This window comes from Natrinema hispanicum (assembly GCF_004217335.1).
GTDB classification, from domain to species: Archaea; Halobacteriota; Halobacteria; order Halobacteriales; family Natrialbaceae; genus Natrinema; species Natrinema hispanicum.
In genome coordinates, this window is record NZ_SHMP01000006.1 from 33,840 (window position 1) to 55,567 (window position 21,728).

Below are 21,728 nucleotides of genomic sequence, written 5' to 3' on the forward strand. Positions count from 1 at the left end.
GGTCCGTTATTCGGGATACGTTCGGTCCGGCTCCGGCATGGCGTCGACGTTCGCCGCGGTCTCGAAGATCGCGCCGTTGAGTTCGTCGGCGGTGTCGAAGTACCAGTACTCGGTGCCGCCGTAGTTGCCACTCTGGATGACCGGCAGGTCGGCGTCCTCGAATTCCTCGACGACCGCGTGCGGGTCATCGAAGGCGAAACAGGCGACGTGATGGAGCCCTTCGCCGTGTTCGTCGAGGTGTTCTGTATAAATGCTCTCGCCCTCGAGCGGTTCGATTAATTCGATCATCGTCTCGCCGAGTTGGGTGAGCGCGAGCACCATCGAATACTCGTGGGACTCACCACGATAGGTCCGATCGGTGAGCGTCGGTGGCTCGAACCGGTAGACGTCCCATGGGCCGATCCCGAGGATCGAGCCGAACCGGTCCATCCCGTCGTCGATGTCCTCGACGACGAACGCAATCTGCGACAGCTCCGGAATCTCAACATCTACATGAGGAATGTTATCTGTTGTCATTGTAGCGACCATCGCTACCACGACCGGCGAAGTAATGCTTTGCCCGCCGGCTCAGCGTGGGCTACTCCATTTGCCGCTCGTCGACGGCGTCGATCTCGAAGCCGCCGGCCCGTGCGCCTGCCTCGAGCGTCGCGTCGATATCGACGAGTCGCGGCCCATCCGGAACCGGCGTCAGTTCGACCGTCGCGTCGGTCAGTTCGAGTTCGCGCTCGCCGTCAGCCCCGACGACGCCGTCGGGCACATCGAACGAAACGGACTCGTCCGGCTCGAGCCGGTCGTACGATGCGACGCCGACCGTCGCGGTGACGCCCGGCGCAACGATCGCGCGGACACATCGGGGCGCGTCCTCCGGATCGGTAAGCCGGACAGCGACGCCGCCAGGATCAGTGGGAGACAGCGGCTCGAGGCTGCCTGCGACGGCTGGGAGCCCGATATTTCCGGGGTGGGCCTGTGACACGACCCCGCCGCGGAGATCGGACGGATCGAGCAGGGCCCGGGTCCCGATAAACGACTGCGAGGAGACCTCGGCGGCCGCGAGGCCGGTCAGCCGTCGCTCGCCTGTCGGCGTCTCGGCCCGTGCCTCGATCGTTCCGTGGCGCGTCGTCACTGCCTCGACCGACACCGTACCGGTCGCGACGAGTGCTGCGGCCGCGCCCGCGACGGTGCCGTCGACAGCCGACGGCACGACGTTGTTCGTCCCCGTCGAAACTGCGATCAGTGGCACGTCGCCGAGTTCGAGCGCGGCGTCGCGGGTCGTCCCGTCGCCGCCGAGGACGACTGCAGCGTCAGCTTCCTCGCGAAAGCGAGCCGCTGCTCGTCGGGTATCGGCTGGACTCTCCTCGATCGGCAGCTCGAGCGTCGTCGCGTCGATCTCCGCGGGTGCCTCCGCAACCGCGTGGTCGGCGATTCCCGTCCGGTCGGGCATGACGAGCACCTCGAGGGGCTCGCCCGTGATAGTCAGGCCGTCACAGACGCACTCGGCGACCCGGCGCTTCGCGTAGTTGTCGACGACGCTCGCGCCGCCGGTGAGCCGGCGAATGTCACGCCCTGCAGCGGGGTTGACGATCAGTCCGATAGTCGCCACGTGGGGCCCCGCTACGAGATCCGCTCGATTGCAGCTTTGACGTCGTCGTCGCCGGGCAGGACCTCCTGCTCGAGCGGCGGGCTGAACGGCATGTGCGTGTCAGGCGTCCCGACCCGCATGATCGGTGCATCGAGGCTGAAGAACGCCTCTTCCTGGACACGGGCGATGATCTCTGCGTGCGTCCCATACGAGAGCGGGCTCTCGTCGGCGACGACCAGCCGGCCGGTCTTCTCGACGCTCTCGACGATCGTGTCGGTATCGAGCGGGTACAGCGAGCGCGGGTCGATGACCTCGACGCTCACGTCGCCCTCGAGGGAGTCGGCGACGCCGAGTGACTCGCCGACGAGTCGCTGGGTGGCGACGACGGTGACGTCCTCGCCCTCGCGTTCGACGGCCGCCTCCCCAATCGAGACCGTGTAGTCCTCGTCGGTCGGCACCTCGCCCGACTGCTCGTAGATCATCTTGTTCTCGAAGACGAAGACCGGATCGTTCGACCGGATGGCGGCCTTCGTCAGCCCCTTCGCACTCGCGGCGGTTCCCGGCGCGACCGCCTTCAGTCCCGGGAAGTGTGCGATCCAGGTGTGGACCGTCCCCGAGTGCTGGCTGGCAGCACCCATCCCACCGCCCTCTGTCGTTCGGACGGTCACCGGCAGTTCGGCTTTCCCGCCGAACATGTAGTGCATCTTCGCCATCTGGTTCATGATCTGTTCCATCGAGACGCCCATGAAATCCGAGAACATGAGCTCGACGACCGGCCGTGTGCCGGTCGCCGCCGCACCGGTCGCCGCACCCATAAAGCCGGCCTCACTGATCGGCGTATCCCGGACCCGCTCGCCGCCGAACTCCTCGTAGAGGCCGCCCGTTACCTCGAGGACACCGCCGAAGAGCCCGACGTCTTCGCCCATCAGGTAGACGTCCTCGTCACGCTCGAGTTCTTCGCGGAGGCCCTGTCGGATCGCCTCCCGTACGGTCATGGTCTCGGTCTCCTGTTCGAGTTCTGCCTGTGCAGTCATCGGTGGTCACCTCCGTTTGCGCCGCCGTCGGTCCGTGCGACGTTCGCAAAGTGCTGGAGTTCTGGTGGCTGCTCGACGAACATGTCCTCGTAGGCCGCGCTCGGCTCCGGCAAGTCTGCCGCCTGCGCGTACTCGACGGCGTCTTCGATCATCGACTCGATTTCGGACTCGAGGTCGTCGAACTCCTCTTGGGTCAGTTCGCCGCGTTCGATCAGTCGGTCTTTGAACGATTCGATCGGATCTTGCTCTTTCCAGCGTTCGATCTCGTCGTCGTCGCGGTAGGGCTCCTCGTCGCCCTCGTAGTGGCCGCGGTAGCGGTACGTCTGGGCCTCGACCATCGTTGGCCCGTCGCCGGCGCGGGCTCGGTCCCGGGCTTCGGCGATCGCTTCCGCGACAGCGGTGATGTCCATTCCGTCGACCGTCACCCCGGGGATGTCGTAGGCCTGAGCCGTATCGCTCAGGTTGTCGAGGTTGTGCTGTTTCTCGACCGGCGTCCCCTCCCCGTAGTGGTTGTTCTCGACGACGAAGATCGCCGGCAAGTCCCAGGTCGAGGCGAGGTTGATCGCCTCGTGGACCTGTCCCTGGGCGACCGCGCCGTCGCCGAGGAAACCGACCGCAACCTGGTCGCGGTCCTGATAGTCGATCGAGAGGGCCGCGCCGGTCGCCATCGGCGGCCCCGCGCCGACGATACCGTTCGCGCCGAGCATTCCTGCGTCGACGTCCGCGATGTGCATCGAGCCACCCTTGCCGTTACAGTAGCCCTCGGCCTTTCCGTAGAGTTCGGCCATCATATACTTCGGATCGAGCCCCTTCGCGATACAGTGGCCGTGCCCACGATGTGTACTCGCAATATAGTCGTCGGACTCGAGCGCTGCACAGGTGCCGACACCGACCGCCTCCTCGCCGATATAGAGGTGAACGAACCCCGGTATCTCCCCGTCTGCGAACCGATTCCCCGCTTCCTGGTCGAACGCCCGGATCGTTACCATCCGGCGTAACGCCTCTCGCCTGCCGTCCGTACTGTCAAGGTCTAACTCTGCCATTGTGCCACTACTGTGATACGGTACCATCACACATATATCTAGCAGCTATCTTCATCTGGTACCACCCAGAGATCTGATCGAGACGCATGAATGTCGCCGATGATAGCTGAATTTGTGTTGGTAATTGCAATTAGTGGAGACAGTCCACCGACCGTCGATTGCTGTTTCGTCTCGGCTACTGGCTGCTGCAACTCGAGTCCGTCGTCACACTGTGGGCCGCACTGACCGGCTCGACTACGCCGCGAGTCCGTCGGGATCGACCGGTTCGAGCCCCGTTTCGTCGACGAAATCAGCGAGGAAGGCGGCTCGATCCGGGAGTTCGCTCGGTCGATGTGAGTCGGTGCCGACGGTCACGGCAACGTCGTACTCACGCAAGATAGATAGGAACCGATCGGACGGATGGACGACCTCGACGTCGGACAGCGCCCGTCCGGCGTTGAGCTCCGGAATCGTCCGCGACTCGGCGAACGCCCGTGCCACGCGCCGATAGTGGTCGTCAGTCGCTCGGCCTCGCAGCGGCGGCGTCCGCTCGAGCAAATCGACGTGGGCCGCGATCTCGAACAGTTCCGATTCGACGAGTGCAACGAGTTGCTCGAAATACGCGTCGACGACTGCGTCGCGTTCAGCCTCGCTCATTGCGTCGAAGTGGGACGATACTTGGACGTTTTTGCCGTCGACGTCGTGGACACTGCCGATCGCATAGTCGAAGCCCGCCTCCGAGAGGAAGGCGTCGATGGCGGCCTCGTCGCGCGGATCGTAGTCCATCTCGACGGCGTCGTAGATCTCGAGGCTGAACTCCTCGCGCAAGCGCTCGATCCCCCGCCGGCGACGCTCGTAAGTGAGATCGAGGTTGAACCCGTAGACGCTGCGCATCGACGCGTGGTGGTCACGCGTGGCCACGTTACAGTGGTCGGCGAAGCCGACGCCCTCGAGGCCAGCCGACGCGGCGGCTTGGGCCATCGACCGGAGGAACTTGCCGTCCGAGTAGTTCGAGTGGACGTGAAAATCCCGCATACGTCGTCGACCATGGAGGGCGGGTTAGGTGTTACGCTCGAGAAATGACACTCGAGCCGACATGTTGTTCGACTGCGATCGGTTGGCTTGCGCGGATACAGCGCGCCGCGTGCCGGCAGAGCGTCGGTGACGGAGCGTTATTCGTTACGCGGGTTGCTCGGGTGGTAGTCCGTGTCGTACTCGCCGGGCTGGGCGTCGATGCGGTCGGGGTTGAGTCGGCCCGACAGGAGCATGAAGTCGACGAGCGTCAGCGCGAGCATCGCCTCGACGACGGGGACCCCACGCGGCGGGAGCACGGGGTCGTGACGGCCAATGACCTTCTCTTCTTTGAGTTCGCCGGTCTCCCAGTCGGCAGTCTGCTGGGACTTGGGAATCGACGTCGGCGCGTGCAGCGTGACCTCGCCGTAGATCGGCTCACCCGAAGAGATGCCGCCCTGAATGCCGCCGTGGTCGTTCTCGATCGGCGTCGGGTTACCCTCGTCGTCGAACTCCCAGTCGTCGTTTCGTTCCTTGCCGGTCCACTCGGCGGCCTCGGTGCCGAGGCCGAACTCGAAGGCCGTCGCCGCTGGGACGGCCATCATAGCCTGGCCGAGTCGCGCGGAGAGGGAGTCAAAGCGCGGCGCGCCGAGGCCGACGGGGACGCCCTGGGCCTCGAAGTAGATGCTGCCGCCGATGGAGTCGCCTTCCTCCTGATACTCCGCGATCAGGTCCTGCATCTCCTCGGCGGTTTCGGGGTGGGCACACCGAACGTCGTTTTCTTCCGAGTGCTCGAGCAGCTCCTCGAAGCTCACCTCGGGGGCCTCAACGTCACCGATCTGGTTGACGTGGGCTTTTAGTTCGATTCCCTCGCGCGCTAAGAGCTTCTTCGCGATTGCACCCGCAGCGACCCAGTTGACCGTCTCACGCGCGGAGGAACGGCCGCCGCCGCCCCAGTTGCGGGTGCCGAACTTGGCCGAATACGTGAAATCACCGTGGCTCGGTCGCGGCGCGGTGATGAACGGTTCGTACTTGCCCGAGCGGGCGTCTTTGTTCTGGATGACGAGCCCGATCGGCGTGCCCGTCGTGTAGCCGTCCTGAATCCCGGATTTGATCGAGACGGCGTCGGGTTCGCCGCGGCTGGTCGTGATCATCGACTGGCCCGGCTTGCGCCGATCGAGGTCTTCCTGAATGTCCTCTGCAGAGAGCTCGAGGCCGGCGGGACAGCCCGAGATGGTACAGCCCATCGCCTCCCCGTGGCTCTCGCCGAACGTGGTCACCTGAAAGAGGCGACCGAAGCGGTTGCCGTTCATTATCACGTCCTCAGAGACGGGGACACTTAGCCCTGCAGGATTCTCGCAAGCGGGGGAGACTGCTGTGTGCCCGATCGGAGTCCGTCACTCCCGACGCGTCGACGGACAAGGATGGGTTCGCCGACCTGCATGCCGCGACAGGTGCCGTGCATATCTATTTGTGACTCAGACACACACATTAGCTATGGGCGACGAATCGTTCGAACCCGATCTGCGTGCACTCCGCGCAGCGGCCGACGAGGTCCCATTTGACGATGTCGTCCGCTTGCTCGGAGACCGCCACACTCGTACTGTGCTTGTGTCCCTTCACGACAACCCCGCGCCGACGCTCGAGGAACTGGCCGATGTGGTCACCGCCAACGCCGCAAGCGAGACCGGAGCGATCGCTGCGCCATCCGATCGCGACCGGATTCAACTGCGGCTGTATCATTCGATCCTGCCTCGACTCGCTGAACTGGGGTTCATCGCGTTCGATACTGAGACGAAGGCCGTCACTGAGACCGACATTCCGGACGCCGTCAGCGACGCGTTGGGCGTGACCGACACGGAACCATGAACTCGCTTGGCGAACTCATCGAAACGGTCGAACGCGAGCGAAAAACGCTCGAGGTCTACACCGACGACGACGTGATCCTCGAGACGCTGCGCCGGCAGTTCGAAACGCGAAACGTCGATGTCCGCCACCGATCGCTTGGGTCACTCGACGAGCCGGGGTTCGTGATCATACGGGATGTCAACGGCAAGTTTCGGGGCGCGCTGGGGATCGACGGCTTTCAGGCGATGCTCTCGCCGCGGATTCATCCGCCGTGGGAGCTTGCGGAGACGGACGACGATCGAACGGACCTGTTTGGCTTCCTCGAGAAGACGCTGTTTACATCGTATCGCCCGCGGCAGATGTTGGCAACGTCCCGCGAAATCGAAGACCGGGCGTGGCGCGTCGGCACTGGTCGGCTGTACACGGGCTTCGAACGTGCAACGGCGCTTGCGGCCCAGCGTGACGTCTACGATCGGTTCGGGAGCCACGGCTCGCTGACGGTCGCGGTGTTTCTCGGCGACGACTGGACCGAGCCGGTCCCCGAGGGTGTGACTGTCGTCTCTCAGGCCGGCAGCGAACTCGGCAACTACTGGTTCGTGGTCTTCGATGGTGGCGACAACGAACTGGAAGCCTGTGCGTTGCTCGCAAAAGAGCGCCGTCCGGGGGAATTCTACGGGTTCTGGACGTACGATTCGGAGCTGGTCGGGGAGCTGGTCACGTATCTCGAGACGACGTACGACGTGCTATAGAAGTCACATGGTCGTGAGTGCGCGAATGTCAGCACGGCTCGGACACGATTCGACCCGTTCGTTGCCGGCGTCGTACTCGAGGAGACCGAACTGAGACAGCATGGGGAGGTGAACGTGGTGGAGCGTTATCGCGACGTGCTCGACGCACTCGTGGCCCGTGTCGTGGTTCTGTTCTCGCGTGGCGATTGCCGACGCCAGCGCGGTGAGGTCGATGGGGTCGGCCCGTCCTGCAAGGTGCTCGAGGACGAGCCGACGCCGTTGGGACGCGAGCAATCGGTAGCGCTCGTCCATGTTGGGAGGCTCCGCCATACGATCGCGTAGCGATTGGGTCATAGGTTTTCACTCGTTCCGGGCTTTCCGTAAGCGTGCGCTAGATGTGATTAGGTAATTCTCTGCTGGGTGCCCGCCATATGTCGCCCCCGCTACAGTCCCGAATCCACACGATGGGCTGCCTGCGGGCATCTCGTGTTCCCGTTCGGAATAAGTTCCGTCGGCGGAGGGGTTATAGGGACCGAGTCGCGTTGTAGAACGCAATGACGACTTCCGCGTTGACCGAAAACCTCCGGGAAACGCTTGCATGTTTCGATGACGCTGGGGTCCCGCGGACGACCAACGAGGTGGCTGACAGGCTCGATCTCGGGAGACGAAGCACGTACGACCGGTTGGATCGGCTCGTCGAGCGCGGCCGGCTCGAGACCAAGAAAGTCGGAGCGAGTGCACGTGTCTGGTGGCGACCACCGTCAGCGGCCGATCGGACCACCGCCGGCGAGGAGCGTCCCGCCGTTGCTGGACCGTTGATCGACGTAATCGATGACGCCGAGGTTGGCCTCTTCGTCCTCGATGCGGACCTCGAGGTGGTGTGGCTCAACGAGACAGCCGAGCGGTACTTCGATCTTGACCGCAACCGCGCCCTCGGTCGTGACAACCGAGCGCTCGTAACCGAGCACCTCTCGGATGTCATCGACGACGGTGCGTCGTTCGCCGAGACCGTGCTGGCGGCCGACGAAGCCAATACGGACACCGAACGGTTCGAGTGTCACGTCACAGCGGGCGAAGACCGCGAGGAACGCTGGCTCGAATACCGGAGCAAGCCGATCGAGTCCGGCGATTATGCTGGCGGTCGAATCGAACTCTACTACGACGTGACCGATCGGAAACGCTCGGCACACGCCTGTAACACGGAACGAACCCTCCTCGAGCGCGTCCTCGAGGCCAGTCCGACGGGGATCGCAATCTTCGATACCGACGGCGAAATCCGGCGCGCAAACCAACAGTTCTCGAAGTGTCTGGGGTTGACTGAGACCGACCCAGAAACATACGTGCTTGGCGGCTTGCCCCTGCTCGACGAGGACGGGGACGTGATCCCATATGCGGAGCGGCCGGCAGCGCGGGCGCTCGCGACCGGCGAGTCAGTCGTCAACCAGCACGGTCAGGTCGAGGGTCGTGACGGACAGACGCGGTGGCTCTCGATAAACGCTGAGCCACTCGACGATGACGCCGGTGTCATCGTTACGGTCGACGACATTACGCAACTGAAAGAGCAGGCGAAACGTCTCGAGCGCCAGCACGACGACCTCGAGGCCGAACTCGATGCGGTCTTCGAGCGGATCGATGACGCGTTCTACGCGCTCGACGACGAGTTCCGATTTACCTACGTCAACGACCGCGCCGAAACGTTGCTGGGCCACTCCGAATCCGAACTGCTGGGCAGAAACATCTGGCAGGCGCTGTCCGTCCCCGTCGATGATCCACTCCGTGACCGATACCAAACGGCGCTGGCTACCCAGACCGCGACGAGTTTCGAACGCTACTCTGAGCCGCTCGACATCTGGGAGATCGTCAAGGTGTTCCCTTCGGAGTCCGGGCTCTCGATTTACTTTACGGATATCAGCGAGCAAAAGGAGCGCGAACGCGACCTCGAAGAATCGGAACGTCGCTATCGCACTCTCGTCGAGAACTTCCCGAACGGCATGGTCACACTCTTCGACGACGACCTCGAGTACACGCTCGTCGGCGGCGAACTCGTCAAACAGTGTCGTCTTGACCCAGACCAACTTGTCGGCGCGCCAGCCGGCACATTGTTCACCGAGCCAGCGACCTGCGACCAGGTCGAAGCAGCCTATCAGCGCGCGCTCGACGGCGAAACGACGACGTTCGAGGTGACGCGAAACGGCCGCGAGCTGTGGATACAGGTCTCTCCCGTAACCGACGACGATGGGATCGTGTTCAGCGGCATGGCAATTTATCAGGACATCACTGAGCGCAAACGAAAAGAGCGCCAGCTCCGCGAACACGAGGCCACCCTCGAGCGAACGACGGAACTGCTCGAACAATCACAGCAACTGGCCAGCGTCGGGGCCTGGGAACTCGACGTGAGTACGACACCCGCCGACCTCCGGTGGACCGACGAGGTTTATCGGATTCACGGGCTCTCGCCGGAGCAGGAGGTCGACCTCGAGGAATCGATCTCGTTCTACCACCCCGAGGATCAGCCACCGCTCCGTGAGGCGATCGACCGCGCGATCGAAGACGGCAGCCCGTACGATCTCACGCTCCGAATCGTGCCGAACGATGGGGACCTGCGGTGGGTCCGGTCGATCTGTGACCCCGTGCAAACCGACGGCGAAGTGGTTGCCCTCCGTGGCGCGTTTCAGGATATCACTGAGCGGATCGAGCACGAACAGGACCTCGAGCGCCAGCGCGAGCAACTCGCTGCACTCAATAATCTCAACGATGTCGTCCGCAGCATCACCGACGAGGTGATCGCTCAGTCGACACGCGAAGAGATCGAGCGCGTCGTCTGCGAGCGCCTCGCCGAGGCGGAGTCGTATCTGTTCGCCTGGGTCGGCGACGTCGACGTCGACTCACAGACGGTGAACCTCCGAGCAGAGGCTGGCGTCGACGGCTATCTCGACGAGATCACGATCTCGACTGATCCCGACGACGAGCGCAGTCAGGGACCGACTGGCCGGGCGATTCTCGAGCGCGAAACACAGACGTCACAGGATATCGAGGCCGACAGCAGACACGACCCGTGGCGCGACCACATCGAACAGTACGGCTTCCGCTCGTCGGCAGCGATTCCGATCGTCTACGAGGACACCGTCTACGGAGTGTTGAACGTTTATGCTGACCGACCGAACGCGTTCGAGGGTGAGGAACGGGCGGTTGTCAGTCAACTTGGAGAGGTAGTGGGCCACGCGATCGCCGCCACCGAGCGCAAGCGGGCGTTGATGAGCGATGACGTCGTCGAACTTCAGTTTCGTATTCGCGACATCTTTGCCGCCGTCGGAGCCGACGCGACGGCCGCCGGCACGATCACGCTCGACCACATCGTCCCCATCGAGAACGACGAGTATCTCGCCTACGGGACGCTCACCGAGGATGCGATCGCAGGGATGGACGCGCTCGTCGAGACGATCCCACACTGGGCGGACATAACCTACCGGACCGCAGACGGGCCAACGAGTTTCGAACTCCGGCTGTCCGATCCGCCGGTGCTGTCGACGATTGCCTCGCTTGGCGGTGCCATCGAGCGTGTCGTCATCGAAGACGGTGACTACCGGATGACGGTCCTCCTCGCACCGGGTGCCGACGTTCGGCGCGCGATCGATGTCGTGCAGACGACCTATCCAGCCGCGGAACTGCTGAAACACCGCCAGATCGCGCGCCCTGACACTACCGCCGAACGCATCCGCCACGTGCTGACGGACGAGCTTACCGATCGCCAGCGAGCGGCCCTCGAGGCCGCCTACCACGCGGGCTTTTTCGAGTGGCCCCGTGACGCCTCCGGCGAGGACGTCTCCGAATCGCTCGAGATCGCACCGGCGACGTTCCATCAGCACCTCCGGCGCGCACAGAAGAAGATCTTCGAATCGTTACTCTCAGGGTCGAGAGCGCCCTGACTGCGTCACTGCGCCGTGTGTCGGCTGCCCGACGCCACACAGCCGTTACGCCCGTCGCTCGAGGGCGACGCCCAACTCCTCGAGCATGCCGAAGAAGCCGGGGAACGAGACGTCAACGTGGTCGGCTCCCTCGATAGTGGTTTCGCCGTCGGCGGCCAATCCAGCGAGTGCGAGCGCCATGATGATCCGGTGGTCGTCGCGGCCCGACACGGTCGCTCCCTCGAGTGCCGACGCGCCGCCGTGGATCGTCAGCGAGTCCCGTTCCTCGGTGGTCTCGACGCCCATTTTTCCGAGTTCCTCGGCCATCGCGCTCACGCGGTCGGTCTCCTTGTAGCGGACGTGCTCGGCGTTCGTAATCCGTGTGTCGCCGTCGGCGACGGCCCCCAGCGTCGCGATCGTCGGGAGCAAGTCCGGTGTGTCCTCGACGTCGACTTCGATACCGGTGAGTGGGGCCCGTGAAACGTCGATCGTCCCTGCATCCCGGTCCCAGTCGACGTCGGCACCCATCCGCTCGACGATTTCGACGATCGCACTGTCACCTTGCGCGCTCGGCTGTGCGCCTTCGATGCGAACCGTCTCGCCCTCGGCGGCGGCGATCGCACCCGCCGCGAGCGGGTAGGAGATCGACGAGAAGTCGCCGGGGACCGCGTACTCGCCGCCTTCAGGCGCGTAGGATTGCCCGCCGTCGACCGCGAAGCCGGTCTCTGTCTTGTGGGCGTCGACGCCAAAATCAGCCAGCACCTCGAGCGTGATGTCGACATAGGGCGCGGACTTGAGTTCCGTCTCGAGGTCGAGTTCGATTCCCTCGTCGGTGACCGCACCGGCCATCAGCAGAGCGGTAATATACTGCGAGGAGACGTCACCCGGAATCGAGACCGCGCCGCCGGCGAGCGGGCCGGTGATGACCAGCGGAGCCTGCCCGTTTCCGCGCGTGCTGTCCGCTTCCACGCCGAGGTCGGCAAGTGCCTCGAGCAGCGGCCCCTGTGGACGTGAGCGCAGCGATTCGTCGCCAGTCAGCACCGACGTGCCGTCAGCGAGCGCCGCCGCCGCGGTGACGAGTCGCATCGTCGTCCCGCTGTTCGCACAGTCGATGACGTCCGCCGGCACGTCGGGGCGGCCGTCGAAGCCGTCGATCTCGAGGGTGCCGTCGTCGTGTCGGTCGACGTCGCCGCCGAACAACTCGACGGCGCGGGCGGTCGCCTGTGTGTCCGCACTCCAGAGGGCGTCGCGGACGGTCGCTTTGCCGGCGTAGCCCGCCGCGAGGATCGCACGGTGCGTGTAGCTCTTCGACGGCGGTGCTCGCGCCGTCCCAGCGACGCGCGAGGGCGTGATAGTGACGTTCATGGTCGCCCTGTCGTGTGGCCCCACCTTACCGATACCGATCCTGCGAGTCCGAGACGGGAGAGCGGATCGAAAGCGAAACCCCCTAACCCGCTCCGAGAGTGGATGCGAGCATGCACGACGACAGCGAGGTCGCCGTCCTTCGGCTCGGCCACCGCCCCGGCCGGGACGAGCGGATGACGACCCACGTCGGCCTGACCGCGCGGGCACTGGGTGCCGACCGCGTCCTCTTTCCCGACAACGCCGGCCAGTCGCTCGAGACCGTCAGGGACATCACCGACCGATTTGGCGGCCCCTTCGAGGCCGAACTGACCGACTCGCCCCATGCCGTCATCCGTAACTGGGAGGGGCAGGTCGTCCACCTCACGATGTACGGCGAGCGCGTCCAGGACGTCGACGCCGAGATCCGGACGGCCCACGACAGCGAGGGCGAGGCGCTCTTGCTCGTGGTCGGCTCCGAGAAGGTCTCCTTCGACGTCTACGAGGAAGCCGACTGGAACGTCGGCGTCACCAATCAGCCCCACTCCGAAGTCGCGGGACTCGCCGTCTTCCTCGACCGGCTATTTGAGGGCCGCGAACTCGAGCAAGACTGGGCCGACGCCGATCGAACGGTAATCCCGATGGAGACGGGCAAGCGAGTCGTGCCGGCCGACGACGCGGACGAACACCACGAGTGAACTGGCCGCACCGGTCGGTCACTCGCGAGGCGGCGCAACATGATGCGCGGGAGTTAACAAGACTTAATGGCTTCATGCCGTTACGTGTAGGCAATGGCTTTTGAGGACCTGCTCGAGGACCCAGTAATTCAGAAATATTTGCACGAGCTGGTCGGTCCCACGGGGATGCCCGTCGCAGCGGCACCACCGGACGGCGAGGTTACCGACGAGGAACTCGCCGAGGAACTCGACCTCGAGTTAAACGACGTGCGGCGCGCGCTGTTCATTCTCTACGAGAACGATCTCGCGACCTATCGACGGCTGCGCGACGAGGACTCGGGGTGGCTGACCTACCTCTGGACCTTCGAGTACGACAACATCCCGGAGAACTTAGAAGAGGAGATGTACCGACTCCACGAGGCCTTAGAAGAGCGCCAGGAGTACGAGCGCAACCACGAGTTCTACCTCTGTGAGATCTGTTCGATTCGCTTCGAGTTCGGCGAAGCGATGGACTTCGGCTTCGAGTGTCCCGAATGTGGCTCGCCGCTGGAATCGATGGAAAACGACCGCCTGGTCAATGCGATGGACGACCGCCTCGACGCGCTCGAGGACGAACTCAACATCGACGCGGACGCCTAATGGTCGTACTCGCAACCAAACTGTACGTCGAAGGTGACGCCCGCGAGCGTTCGCTGGATTCGTTGCGCTCGCTCGTCAACAACGAGGTCGGCGACCTCGACGTCGAATTCGATATCGGCGTGCGCCACGACGATTTCCCATCAGTGACGATTGAGGGTGACGACGCCACCGTCGCACGCAACGTCCTCCGCGAGGAGTTCGGCGAGATCGTCCCCGACCTCGAGACTGGCGAGACCTACATCGGGACGCTCGAGTCCTGGGACGACGACGGCTTCGTCCTCGATGCAGGACAGGGCGACGGAGTCCGGATTCCGACCGACGAACTCGGACTCGGCCCGGGATCGGCAACCCAGATCCGAGACCGGTACGGATTGGTCCAACACATGCCGCTGCAGTTCGTCTACGGCGGGGATAACGAACCATCCCGACTCGCCGACACAACACAGGACCGTCTCTACGAGTGGACTCGCGGCGACGGCCGACTCAACGTCAACAGCGCCACCCGCGCGGAAGTGCGGGCCACGCTCAATCGTGCCGGCCACGCACAGGACTACGTCACCGTCGAGCGACTCGGCTTGCTCGAGCAAAGCGTCGTTTGTACCGAAGACACCGACCCGCCGGGCCTGCTCGCAAGCGTCGGCGAGTACCTCCCGGCCGAACTGCGCTGTGTCGTTCCCTAGTATGAATCGCCGGCTCGTGTTCGCGACGGTCGCAGTCGCCCTGCTGTTGCTGGGAGCCGGCTGTGCGGCGTTTTCCGGCGGCATCTCCGACGAGGAACTCGACCGCGAGCAAGATTACAGCGACGTTCGCGACAGCGACGCCGACGTCACGATCGCACTCGATGACGGCGACCTCCTCAACAGCGGCGAGTACCGAACTGTTTACGACTTAAACGGAACCGAGGAGCTCTCGCTGTCTCAGTCGACGATCTACAGTCAGGAACCGCTGGATATCTACAGCGTTCGCTACTGGTATCCCAACGGGACCGAGGTCAACGGCTCTGACCTCGAGATCGAACAGGGCGGGTCGGCGACGACCATCTCCGTCCCCGACGAGAACGGCACGCTCGCGTTCTCGGGCGATGCCGGCCGGAAGACGTTCCGCCAGCCGGCGTACGTCACGGGCTCCTACGAGGTGCGACTGCCCGAGAACCACCGGGCGTCGAACTTCTTGTTCGGCGAAATCTCACCGAACGGGTACGAACGCGAAGTCGTTGACGGGCAGGTGCGCTTCTCCTGGGACGAGATCGAGGCAGATCGTGCGATCTCGCTTCGATACTACCTCGCGCGTGACATTCCGTTGTTCCTCGGCCTCACCGGTGTCGTCGTCCTCTTCGGTGGGATCGGCATCGGATACTACTACCGGCAGGTCAAGCGACTCCGCGAACAGCGCGAGGAGTTCGGTCTCGATCTCGACGACGATTCCGACGATGGACCTCCAGGACTTCTGTAGACACTGCCGACACCGGCCATCCCCTTCTGACCGCGTCTCGATAACGATCTGAGCCGTCGCCACGAACGCGAGGCGAGCGCTCGAATCGACTCAGCCGTGCATCGTTTGCTCATTGAGCCAGACGACTTCCCGGCCCTCGATCTCGAGGCGTCCCTTGATATGGGTCGTGTTCACCTGCGGTGGCTCAAGCGCGGCGGGTCGAACGTCGCTGGTCGTTCCCACGTCGTCGATCAGCCAGCCGTAATACCGACCGGTGTCGTCGGTGGCGTCGAAGACGAGCAGTTTCGGCGCATCGACGCGAGCCATTGTGCGAAACGACGCGCCGAACACCCGCGGGAGGTCGACCACCCTGACCCGCTCGCCGGCGACGGTGATCGCCCCCGCGTTCCACGGATCGTCGGCGTCCGCGAGTGCGGAGTCGTCCGCGATGCCGAGGACTGAGGCGACCGACTCGGCGCTGACACAGTAGCGTCGATCCTCGAGGTCGAACGTGAGGACGGTCACCCGTTTGTCGTCGGCGGTTGCCCCATCGTGGTTCGGTGCCGGTCCCATTTACTCTGAACACGGTCGACGGAGAAAATGAACGCACCGAATCGTTCAACCGGATGGTAACGATGGCGATAGATAAATCGAATGAACACACACGTGGGAGTCAACGTTTTAGTGGTGGACTCTGATACACGAACAGGACGATGGCCCCGGATCTCTCAGAAAAGCTTCTTGGAATCGATATCGACGGCACCGATCGACCCCGCGAGTCGGGCAGTGCCGACGCCGATGGCGACGACGAAGACGTCGTTCAGTTCGTCTTCGTTACCGTCGGAGAATACCGATTCGCGCTGCCGGTCGACGCCGTCAGAACGGTCACGGAACCGCCCACGGAGGTGACTCGAGTGCCACGAACGCCGCCTGCGATCGAGGGGCTGATGGACCTTCGTGGTGAGATTACAGCAGTCATCGATCCGCGGGTTCACTTCCCGACCCCCGAGATCGACACGGGGCGTGAGCGGCTGGTCGTGTTCGACCGCCCGAGCGATCGGCAATCGGCTGCGATCCGCGTCGACAACGTGATCGGCGTCGAGGTCGTCCCCGAGAGCAACGTGATCGACGACGACAGTGTCGCCGACAGTCCCCTCTCCGGCGATGCCCTCGAGCATCCGTTGGTCGTCGCACTCGTCACACAGGAACACGAGCGATCACAGTCTGACGAGTCGACGAACGTGACCGCAAGCGGCCGCGCAGATGATGGGACCGGTATCTCCGAGTCCAGTATCGGCGACGCGTCGACGCTGTCGTCGGGTGGTGGCGCGAGCGGTGGGTTCGGCGGTTCGATCGGCGAGACGTTCGAGATCGAATCGGCTGAAGACGTCAACGACGAACCCGATGGCGACGCGACCAATGGCGTGACACAGGAGATCGTGATCGAGGCAACCGCACTCATCGATGTCGAACGGATGCTGTTGGCGTCAGGACAGCAGTGAGACGGGCTGCTGTCCCGATCTCCCGGTGGGCCCGCAGTGCGGGGTGCGGTCCCACCGGCACTGACTGACAGGAGTCCGTATAAGAGACTCTATCGCTAAACTGGTCAATCGATACAAAATCCGGTCGGCAGGCGGGACACGCACGGCCGCAACCGAACCACGTTCGAGACCGCAGTCCACGTGGAATCTCCGGATCGTCTCTGACATTTATCACGACTGATAATGGGGAGACAGCATTTATGGTAGTTGTATCGCTACCAGAATTTGGTGTACTACTGAATGTCGACAGGGGTGCTCATCGTGGACGACTCTCATTTTATGCGAAACCTATTGCGCCAGATTCTGGAACAAGATTATCGCATCGTCGGAGAGGCGTCTAACGGGGCAGAGGCCGTCAAAATGTACAAAGAACACGACCCCGACGTCGTCATGATGGACATCGTGATGCCCAAATGCAACGGCATCAAGGCGACCGCAGCGATCAAGAAGATCGATCCGGACGCCCGCGTCATCATGTGTACGAGCGTCGGCCAGCGTGAGAAGATGAAACTCGCCGTGAAGGCTGGTGCGGACGGCTACGTCACGAAACCGTTCGAAGAACCCAGCGTCAGAAAGGCCCTTTCAGACGTCGTTGCGGCATGACGAGAGCACTCGTTGTCGACGACTCGAGGTTCATGCGGACAGTCATCGGCAACGCACTCGGTGACGCCGGCTACGAGGTGGAAACAGCTGCGAACGGTTCGGAGGCCGTCGCGCTCGCCAGCACGTTCGATCCGGACGTCATCACGATGGACGTCGAGATGCCCGAGTTAGACGGCATTGACGCCGTCGAACGGATCATGACGACGAACCCGGCCCCGATTCTCATGCTCAGTGTCTACACCGAACGCGGGGCGGAGGCGACACTCGATGCGTTAGAGCGTGGTGCCGTCGACTTTCTCCACAAACCCGATGGTTCCGATTCGCGGACCATCGTCCAGTTGACTGACGAGGTCGTCACGAAAGTCGACGATCTCGCCGATGCGAACGTCTCGACGGTAGCGCTCGCTCGAGCCACCGCGACGGCCCACGCGACCCGCTCGAGGGTCGCCGGCAACCCGCGGCCAGGGCAAGGGACAACCACCGGAAACGCCGTCGCCGGCGGCAGTGGCGACGTGCAGGTATCCGGTGATCATGGGCCGGCCGGGCCGAACGCACGCTCTGCAATCGAGTCGCTGTCGGAGGCCGACGAAGACACAGCGTCGCTTCCCGCCGAGCGGACAACCGCGCCAACGATCGTCCTCGGAGCGTCGACCGGCGGCCCGAAGATCGTCGAACGTCTGTTCGAGCAGCTGCCGGCCGACCTCGAGGCGAAAGTGCTGGTCGTCCAGCACATGCCCCCCGGATTTACGGAACGGTTCGCTGACCGGCTCGATGCCCACAGCGCATACGACGTCTTCGAGGCGTCCGACGGCGAGTGGCTCGAGCCCGGCGACGTCGCAGTCGCACCGGGTGACTCCCATCTCGAGGTTGCCTCCGCGGTCGACGACTGTCTCCGCGTGCGACTCAGCGACGGCGAGCGAGTCCACGGCGTACGACCGTCGATCGACGTGACGATGGAAAGCGCCGCCGATGCGGTCACAAGCGGGCTCTGTGGGGTCGTATTGACCGGGATGGGATTCGATGGCGCGGCCGGTATTGAGGCGATCAAAGCCGCAGAGGGCTATACGATCGCACAGGACAAGGCGACGAGCCCCGTCTTTGGCATCCCCTGTCAGGCAATCAAAACCGGCTGTGTCGACACGGTCGCACCCGCAGACGGGGTCGTCGACGCCATCGTCGACGCGTTCACGACGGACGGTGAGAACGATGACTGAGTATCTGACAGAGTTCGTGCAGGAAAGCGAAGAACGGATCACAGAACTGAACAACGCCTTGCTCACCCTCGAGCGCGATCCCGACGACGAGGCGGCGATGGAGAACATCTTCCGGATCGCACACACGCTCAAGGGCAACTGCGGGGCGATGGGGCTCGAATCGGCCAGCGATCTCGCCCACGCGATCGAAGACGTCCTCGACGCCGTCCGCGGTGACGACCTCAAGGTCTCCCCAGGGCTGATGGACGACGTCTTCGACGCCGTCGACGAACTCGAGACGATGGTCGACGAGGTCGCTGCAGACGGCGAGATCGAGACCGATCCGTCGGCGACGATCGCCGCGCTTCGGAGCCGCCTCGACGGTGCGGATAGCGAGGCAGCGACGGGATGTACCGTCCCCTCGGACGACGAGATCGACGCGGTGTGTTCGCGGTTCGATCCGCCGGCAGACGACACCCACGACGTCTACCTCACCCGGCTTGCGATCTCCGAGCGCGAGGACATCAACAACGGGGAGTTGGTCGTCGATGCGTTGATCGATGCCTTCGATCTGATCGGCACCGATCCGCCACAGTCCCAGATCGCGGCCGACGAGTACGACGGCCGCTTCGATGCCGTCTTCGCCACCGCGGTCGGCGAAACCGCGATCGCCTCCGGTCTCGAGCCGGTCGACGAGGTCGATGACTTCGAGATCGTCGACGTGACCGACCGGTTCGAGACTCCCGGCGAGTCGGCCCAGTCGACAGCCGACACTGACCAAGCCGACGACATTTCGTCCGAAGAGGCTCAGGAGCTCGAAGTCGACGAACTCCTCGACGAGTTCGACGAGTTCGACAACCTAGACGAACAGGTCGAAACCATCGACGACGACGAGCTCGAGCCCTTCGACGACATGGGCGAAGCCGGCTCGTTCGACGACTTACTCGGCGAGGACGAAATGGGCGAACTCGACGACGAGCCGGGCGACTCACCTGTCGACCCCGCTTCCGACGCGACGACCGCCGGTTCGACCGGGGCAGCAGATGACGACGCAGCTGCAGTCGACGACGACCCCGACGATGTCGACGATGCCAGTGCGGTCTTCGACGAGCTCAAAGACGAGGTCGAGATGGTCGGCTTCGACGAATTGCAAGACGAACTCGACGAACTCGAGTTCGACGAGTTCGATGACGAGGAGGAAGTCGGCATGGACGAACTCCTCGGCGAGGACGCTGCCGACGGTCCGTTTCTCGACGAAGACGCGTCCGAAAGCGAAGTCGACGACGTGCTGGTCGATGCGCCAGCCGGCGACGACGAGTTCGACGATGTCGACGTCGATGCGATCGTCGAGACCGGCGAGACGAGCACGGACGAGCTCGAGCCAGCCGACGAGACGGTCGAAGACGCGGACACCGACGATAGTGCGACGGCCGACGACCTCGAGACGGCAGACACCGACGAAGGAGACGTTGACACCGACGACAGTGGCTTCGAACCCGCCGATGAGTTCGAGACCGGCGACGACGGCGATGCCGTCGCTGAGGACTCGTTCGATGTGGACGTCACTGACACCGACGAGACGTTCGGCGAATCGGCTGTCGCCGACGCGTTCGACTCCGCGGACGCCGACGACGCGCTCGGAGACGAGACGGCCGAGTCGGACCCGTTCGAGACGGCGACTGCCTCGTTCGACGACGATGAATTCGACGATCCCACCACTGATTCGTTCGAGGGTACTGACGACGACTTCGAGACTGGTGACGCCGACTTCGAGGACATCCTCGACGACGACGTGTTCGACGGGACCGAGGCCTTCGACAGCGCCGATGTCGGATTCGACGCGACCGATTCGGAGGCTGGTGACGACTCGAGCGCACCGTCGACGGCGTCATTCGGTGACGATGCAGCCGATTCTGCTGCCGATGCGGCCGATGACGGCGTCGTGCGGATCGTCGACGAACCCGAGTTGGTGATTCCGGATATCGACGTCCCCGAACGAGACGAGCAACCGGACGACGACGAGACGGACGAGGTCCAGTCGGTTCGCGTCGATATCGAGCAGATCGATTCACTGCTGACGCTCGTCGAGGGGCTCGTGACGAGCCGCGTTCGGCTCCGACACGCCGCCGAGGTCGACGAGGATGAGGCTGCCATCCAGACGGAACTCGACGCGCTGTCGGATCTGACGACCGATCTCCAAGAGACTGTGATGGACATTCGGCTGGTGCCACTCGAGACGGTGACCAACCGGCTGCCACGAGTCGTCCGCGACATTGCACGCGATCAGGACAAGCAGGTCGCCTTCGAGATGATCGGCGAGGACGTCGAACTCGACCGGGGTATCCTCGATCGGATCGGAGATCCGCTGATTCATCTGGTTCGCAACGCCGTCGATCACGGGATCGAATCGCCTGACGTTCGCGAGGCGGCCGGCAAGCCCCCCGAAGGTACCGTCGAGGTTCACGCCGAGCGCGAACGCGACCGCGTGACGATCACGGTCGAGGACGACGGGGGCGGCCTCGATCCCGACCGCCTGCGCGCTGAGGCAGTCGACGCTGACGTGCTCACGGATGACGAGGCGGCCGCGATGGCCGACGAGGAGGTCTACGACCTCATCTTCCATTCCGGCCTCTCGACGGCCGACGAGGTGACCGACGTCAGCGGTCGCGGCGTCGGGATGGACGTCGTCAAGCGGACGGTCGAGGACCTCGAGGGAACGGTCTCGATCGACAGCGAGGAGGGCGCGGGGACGACCGTCACGATGACGCTCCCCGTGACAGTCGCGATTGACGAGATCCTGTTCGTCGAAAGCGGCGGCGAGGAGTTCGGCGTCCCGACCAAGGCCGTCCGCGACGTCGAGTCCGCACGGGCCATCGAGACTGTCGACGGCGAGGCCGTCCTCCCCGGCGAGGTCGGCGACTATCCAGTCGTCTCGCTGGCCGACGTCCTCGAGACACCGGCCGCCGGCGAAAACGGCGACGGGATGGTCGTCCGCATCCGCGGGGAGGTCCGCGAGGTCGCCTTGTACTGTGACGAGATCCGTGGCCAACAGGAGGTCGTCGTCAAGCCGTTCGAAGGCTTTATGAGCGGCGTCCCGGGGATCAGCGGTGCGACGGTTCGGGGGCGAGGGGAGGTAGTCAACATTCTAGACGTGACGACACTATGAACGAACGCGA

At 63.9% G+C, this 21,728-nt stretch carries 20 protein-coding genes; 11 read left to right on the forward strand and 9 right to left on the reverse strand.

All coding sequences use genetic code 11. The features are described 5' to 3' along the window. Positions 1-6 precede the first annotated feature (6 nt). The 6 genes from BDK88_RS14615 to aroC form a co-directional block, all read right to left on the reverse strand. The gene (locus tag BDK88_RS14615; RefSeq protein ID WP_130501079.1) at positions 7-516 is read right to left on the reverse strand and encodes a VOC family protein; all 510 of its coding nucleotides are present in this window, start codon (positions 514-516) and stop codon (positions 7-9) included. A 61-nt stretch (positions 517-577) separates the two neighbouring features. Beyond that, entirely contained in the window at positions 578-1,600 is a 1,023-nt protein-coding gene (locus tag BDK88_RS14620) for an NAD(+)/NADH kinase (RefSeq protein WP_130501080.1), read from the reverse strand. Positions 1,601-1,611: 11 nt separating this feature from the next. Further along, on the reverse strand, positions 1,612-2,613 hold the full coding sequence (locus BDK88_RS14625; protein ID WP_130501081.1) for an alpha-ketoacid dehydrogenase subunit beta: 1,002 nt from the start codon (positions 2,611-2,613) through the stop codon (positions 1,612-1,614). Next, positions 2,610-3,656 (reverse strand): thiamine pyrophosphate-dependent dehydrogenase E1 component subunit alpha, encoded by a 1,047-nt coding sequence (locus BDK88_RS14630; RefSeq protein ID WP_130501082.1) that lies wholly within the window; start codon positions 3,654-3,656, stop codon positions 2,610-2,612. Before BDK88_RS14630 ends, BDK88_RS14625 begins: the two co-directional genes overlap by 4 nt. A 234-nt stretch (positions 3,657-3,890) precedes the next feature. Continuing rightward, entirely contained in the window at positions 3,891-4,670 is a 780-nt protein-coding gene (locus tag BDK88_RS14635) for a PHP domain-containing protein (protein WP_130501083.1), read from the reverse strand. Between the two features lie 137 nt (positions 4,671-4,807). Next, positions 4,808-5,959 (reverse strand): chorismate synthase, encoded by a 1,152-nt coding sequence (gene aroC, locus BDK88_RS14640; RefSeq protein WP_130501084.1) that lies wholly within the window; start codon positions 5,957-5,959, stop codon positions 4,808-4,810. Positions 5,960-6,143: 184 nt separating this feature from the next. On the opposite strand from aroC, the gene BDK88_RS14645 reads away from it, so the two are divergent. Further along, positions 6,144-6,515, forward strand: a complete 372-nt coding sequence (locus tag BDK88_RS14645; protein ID WP_130501085.1) for a DUF7344 domain-containing protein — start codon at positions 6,144-6,146, stop codon at positions 6,513-6,515. Next, on the forward strand, positions 6,512-7,243 hold the full coding sequence (locus BDK88_RS14650; protein WP_130501086.1) for a DICT sensory domain-containing protein: 732 nt from the start codon (positions 6,512-6,514) through the stop codon (positions 7,241-7,243). Before BDK88_RS14645 ends, BDK88_RS14650 begins: the two co-directional genes overlap by 4 nt. A 3-nt stretch (positions 7,244-7,246) precedes the next feature. Here the strand turns inward: BDK88_RS14650 and BDK88_RS14655 are convergent, their stop codons facing one another. Beyond that, entirely contained in the window at positions 7,247-7,552 is a 306-nt protein-coding gene (locus BDK88_RS14655; protein WP_242611678.1) for a DUF7344 domain-containing protein, read from the reverse strand. A gap of 224 nt (positions 7,553-7,776) precedes the next feature. Between BDK88_RS14655 and BDK88_RS14660 the strand changes: the two genes are divergently transcribed. Continuing rightward, positions 7,777-11,148 carry a PAS domain S-box protein gene (locus BDK88_RS14660; RefSeq protein ID WP_130501088.1) on the forward strand — a complete coding sequence of 1,124 codons (3,372 nt, stop codon included), beginning with the start codon at positions 7,777-7,779 and terminating at the stop codon, positions 11,146-11,148. Positions 11,149-11,193: 45 nt separating this feature from the next. Here the strand turns inward: BDK88_RS14660 and aroA are convergent, their stop codons facing one another. After that, entirely contained in the window at positions 11,194-12,492 is a 1,299-nt protein-coding gene (gene aroA, locus BDK88_RS14665; RefSeq protein WP_130501089.1) for a 3-phosphoshikimate 1-carboxyvinyltransferase, read from the reverse strand. Between the two features lie 110 nt (positions 12,493-12,602). On the opposite strand from aroA, the gene BDK88_RS14670 reads away from it, so the two are divergent. The 4 genes from BDK88_RS14670 (at position 12,603) to BDK88_RS14685 (ending at position 15,236) form a co-directional block, all read left to right on the forward strand. Beyond that, positions 12,603-13,166 (forward strand): tRNA (cytidine(56)-2'-O)-methyltransferase, encoded by a 564-nt coding sequence (locus BDK88_RS14670; RefSeq protein WP_130501090.1) that lies wholly within the window; start codon positions 12,603-12,605, stop codon positions 13,164-13,166. Positions 13,167-13,259: 93 nt separating this feature from the next. Next, on the forward strand, positions 13,260-13,784 hold the full coding sequence (locus BDK88_RS14675) for a transcription factor TFIIE subunit alpha (RefSeq protein WP_008010224.1): 525 nt from the start codon (positions 13,260-13,262) through the stop codon (positions 13,782-13,784). Next, entirely contained in the window at positions 13,784-14,464 is a 681-nt protein-coding gene (locus tag BDK88_RS14680) for a DUF2110 family protein (RefSeq protein WP_130501091.1), read from the forward strand. The genes BDK88_RS14675 and BDK88_RS14680 overlap by 1 nt, the downstream gene beginning before the upstream one ends. 1 nt (position 14,465) lies before the next feature. Continuing rightward, complete coding sequence (locus BDK88_RS14685; protein WP_130501092.1) at positions 14,466-15,236, forward strand: DUF5803 family protein; 771 nt, start codon at positions 14,466-14,468, stop codon at positions 15,234-15,236. Positions 15,237-15,326: 90 nt separating this feature from the next. Here the strand turns inward: BDK88_RS14685 and BDK88_RS14690 are convergent, their stop codons facing one another. Next, the gene (locus BDK88_RS14690) at positions 15,327-15,788 is read right to left on the reverse strand and encodes a chemotaxis protein CheW (RefSeq protein ID WP_130501093.1); all 462 of its coding nucleotides are present in this window, start codon (positions 15,786-15,788) and stop codon (positions 15,327-15,329) included. Between the two features lie 140 nt (positions 15,789-15,928). Here BDK88_RS14690 and BDK88_RS14695 point away from each other — a divergent pair, with 140 nt between their 5' ends. The 4 genes from BDK88_RS14695 (at position 15,929) to BDK88_RS14710 (ending at position 21,718) form a co-directional block, all read left to right on the forward strand. Then, positions 15,929-16,717: a chemotaxis protein CheW gene (locus BDK88_RS14695; RefSeq protein WP_130501094.1), complete on the forward strand. Its 789-nt coding sequence runs from the start codon at positions 15,929-15,931 to the stop codon at positions 16,715-16,717. A gap of 279 nt (positions 16,718-16,996) precedes the next feature. After that, the gene (gene cheY / locus BDK88_RS14700; RefSeq protein ID WP_008010233.1) at positions 16,997-17,359 is read left to right on the forward strand and encodes a chemotaxis protein CheY; all 363 of its coding nucleotides are present in this window, start codon (positions 16,997-16,999) and stop codon (positions 17,357-17,359) included. Beyond that, positions 17,356-18,573, forward strand: coding sequence for a chemotaxis-specific protein-glutamate methyltransferase CheB (cheB, locus tag BDK88_RS14705; RefSeq protein ID WP_130501095.1), 1,218 nt, complete (start codon positions 17,356-17,358; stop codon positions 18,571-18,573). Before cheY ends, cheB begins: the two co-directional genes overlap by 4 nt. After that, positions 18,566-21,718, forward strand: a complete 3,153-nt coding sequence (locus BDK88_RS14710; RefSeq protein ID WP_130501096.1) for a chemotaxis protein CheA — start codon at positions 18,566-18,568, stop codon at positions 21,716-21,718. Before cheB ends, BDK88_RS14710 begins: the two co-directional genes overlap by 8 nt. The last annotated feature ends 10 nt before the right edge of the window (positions 21,719-21,728 follow it).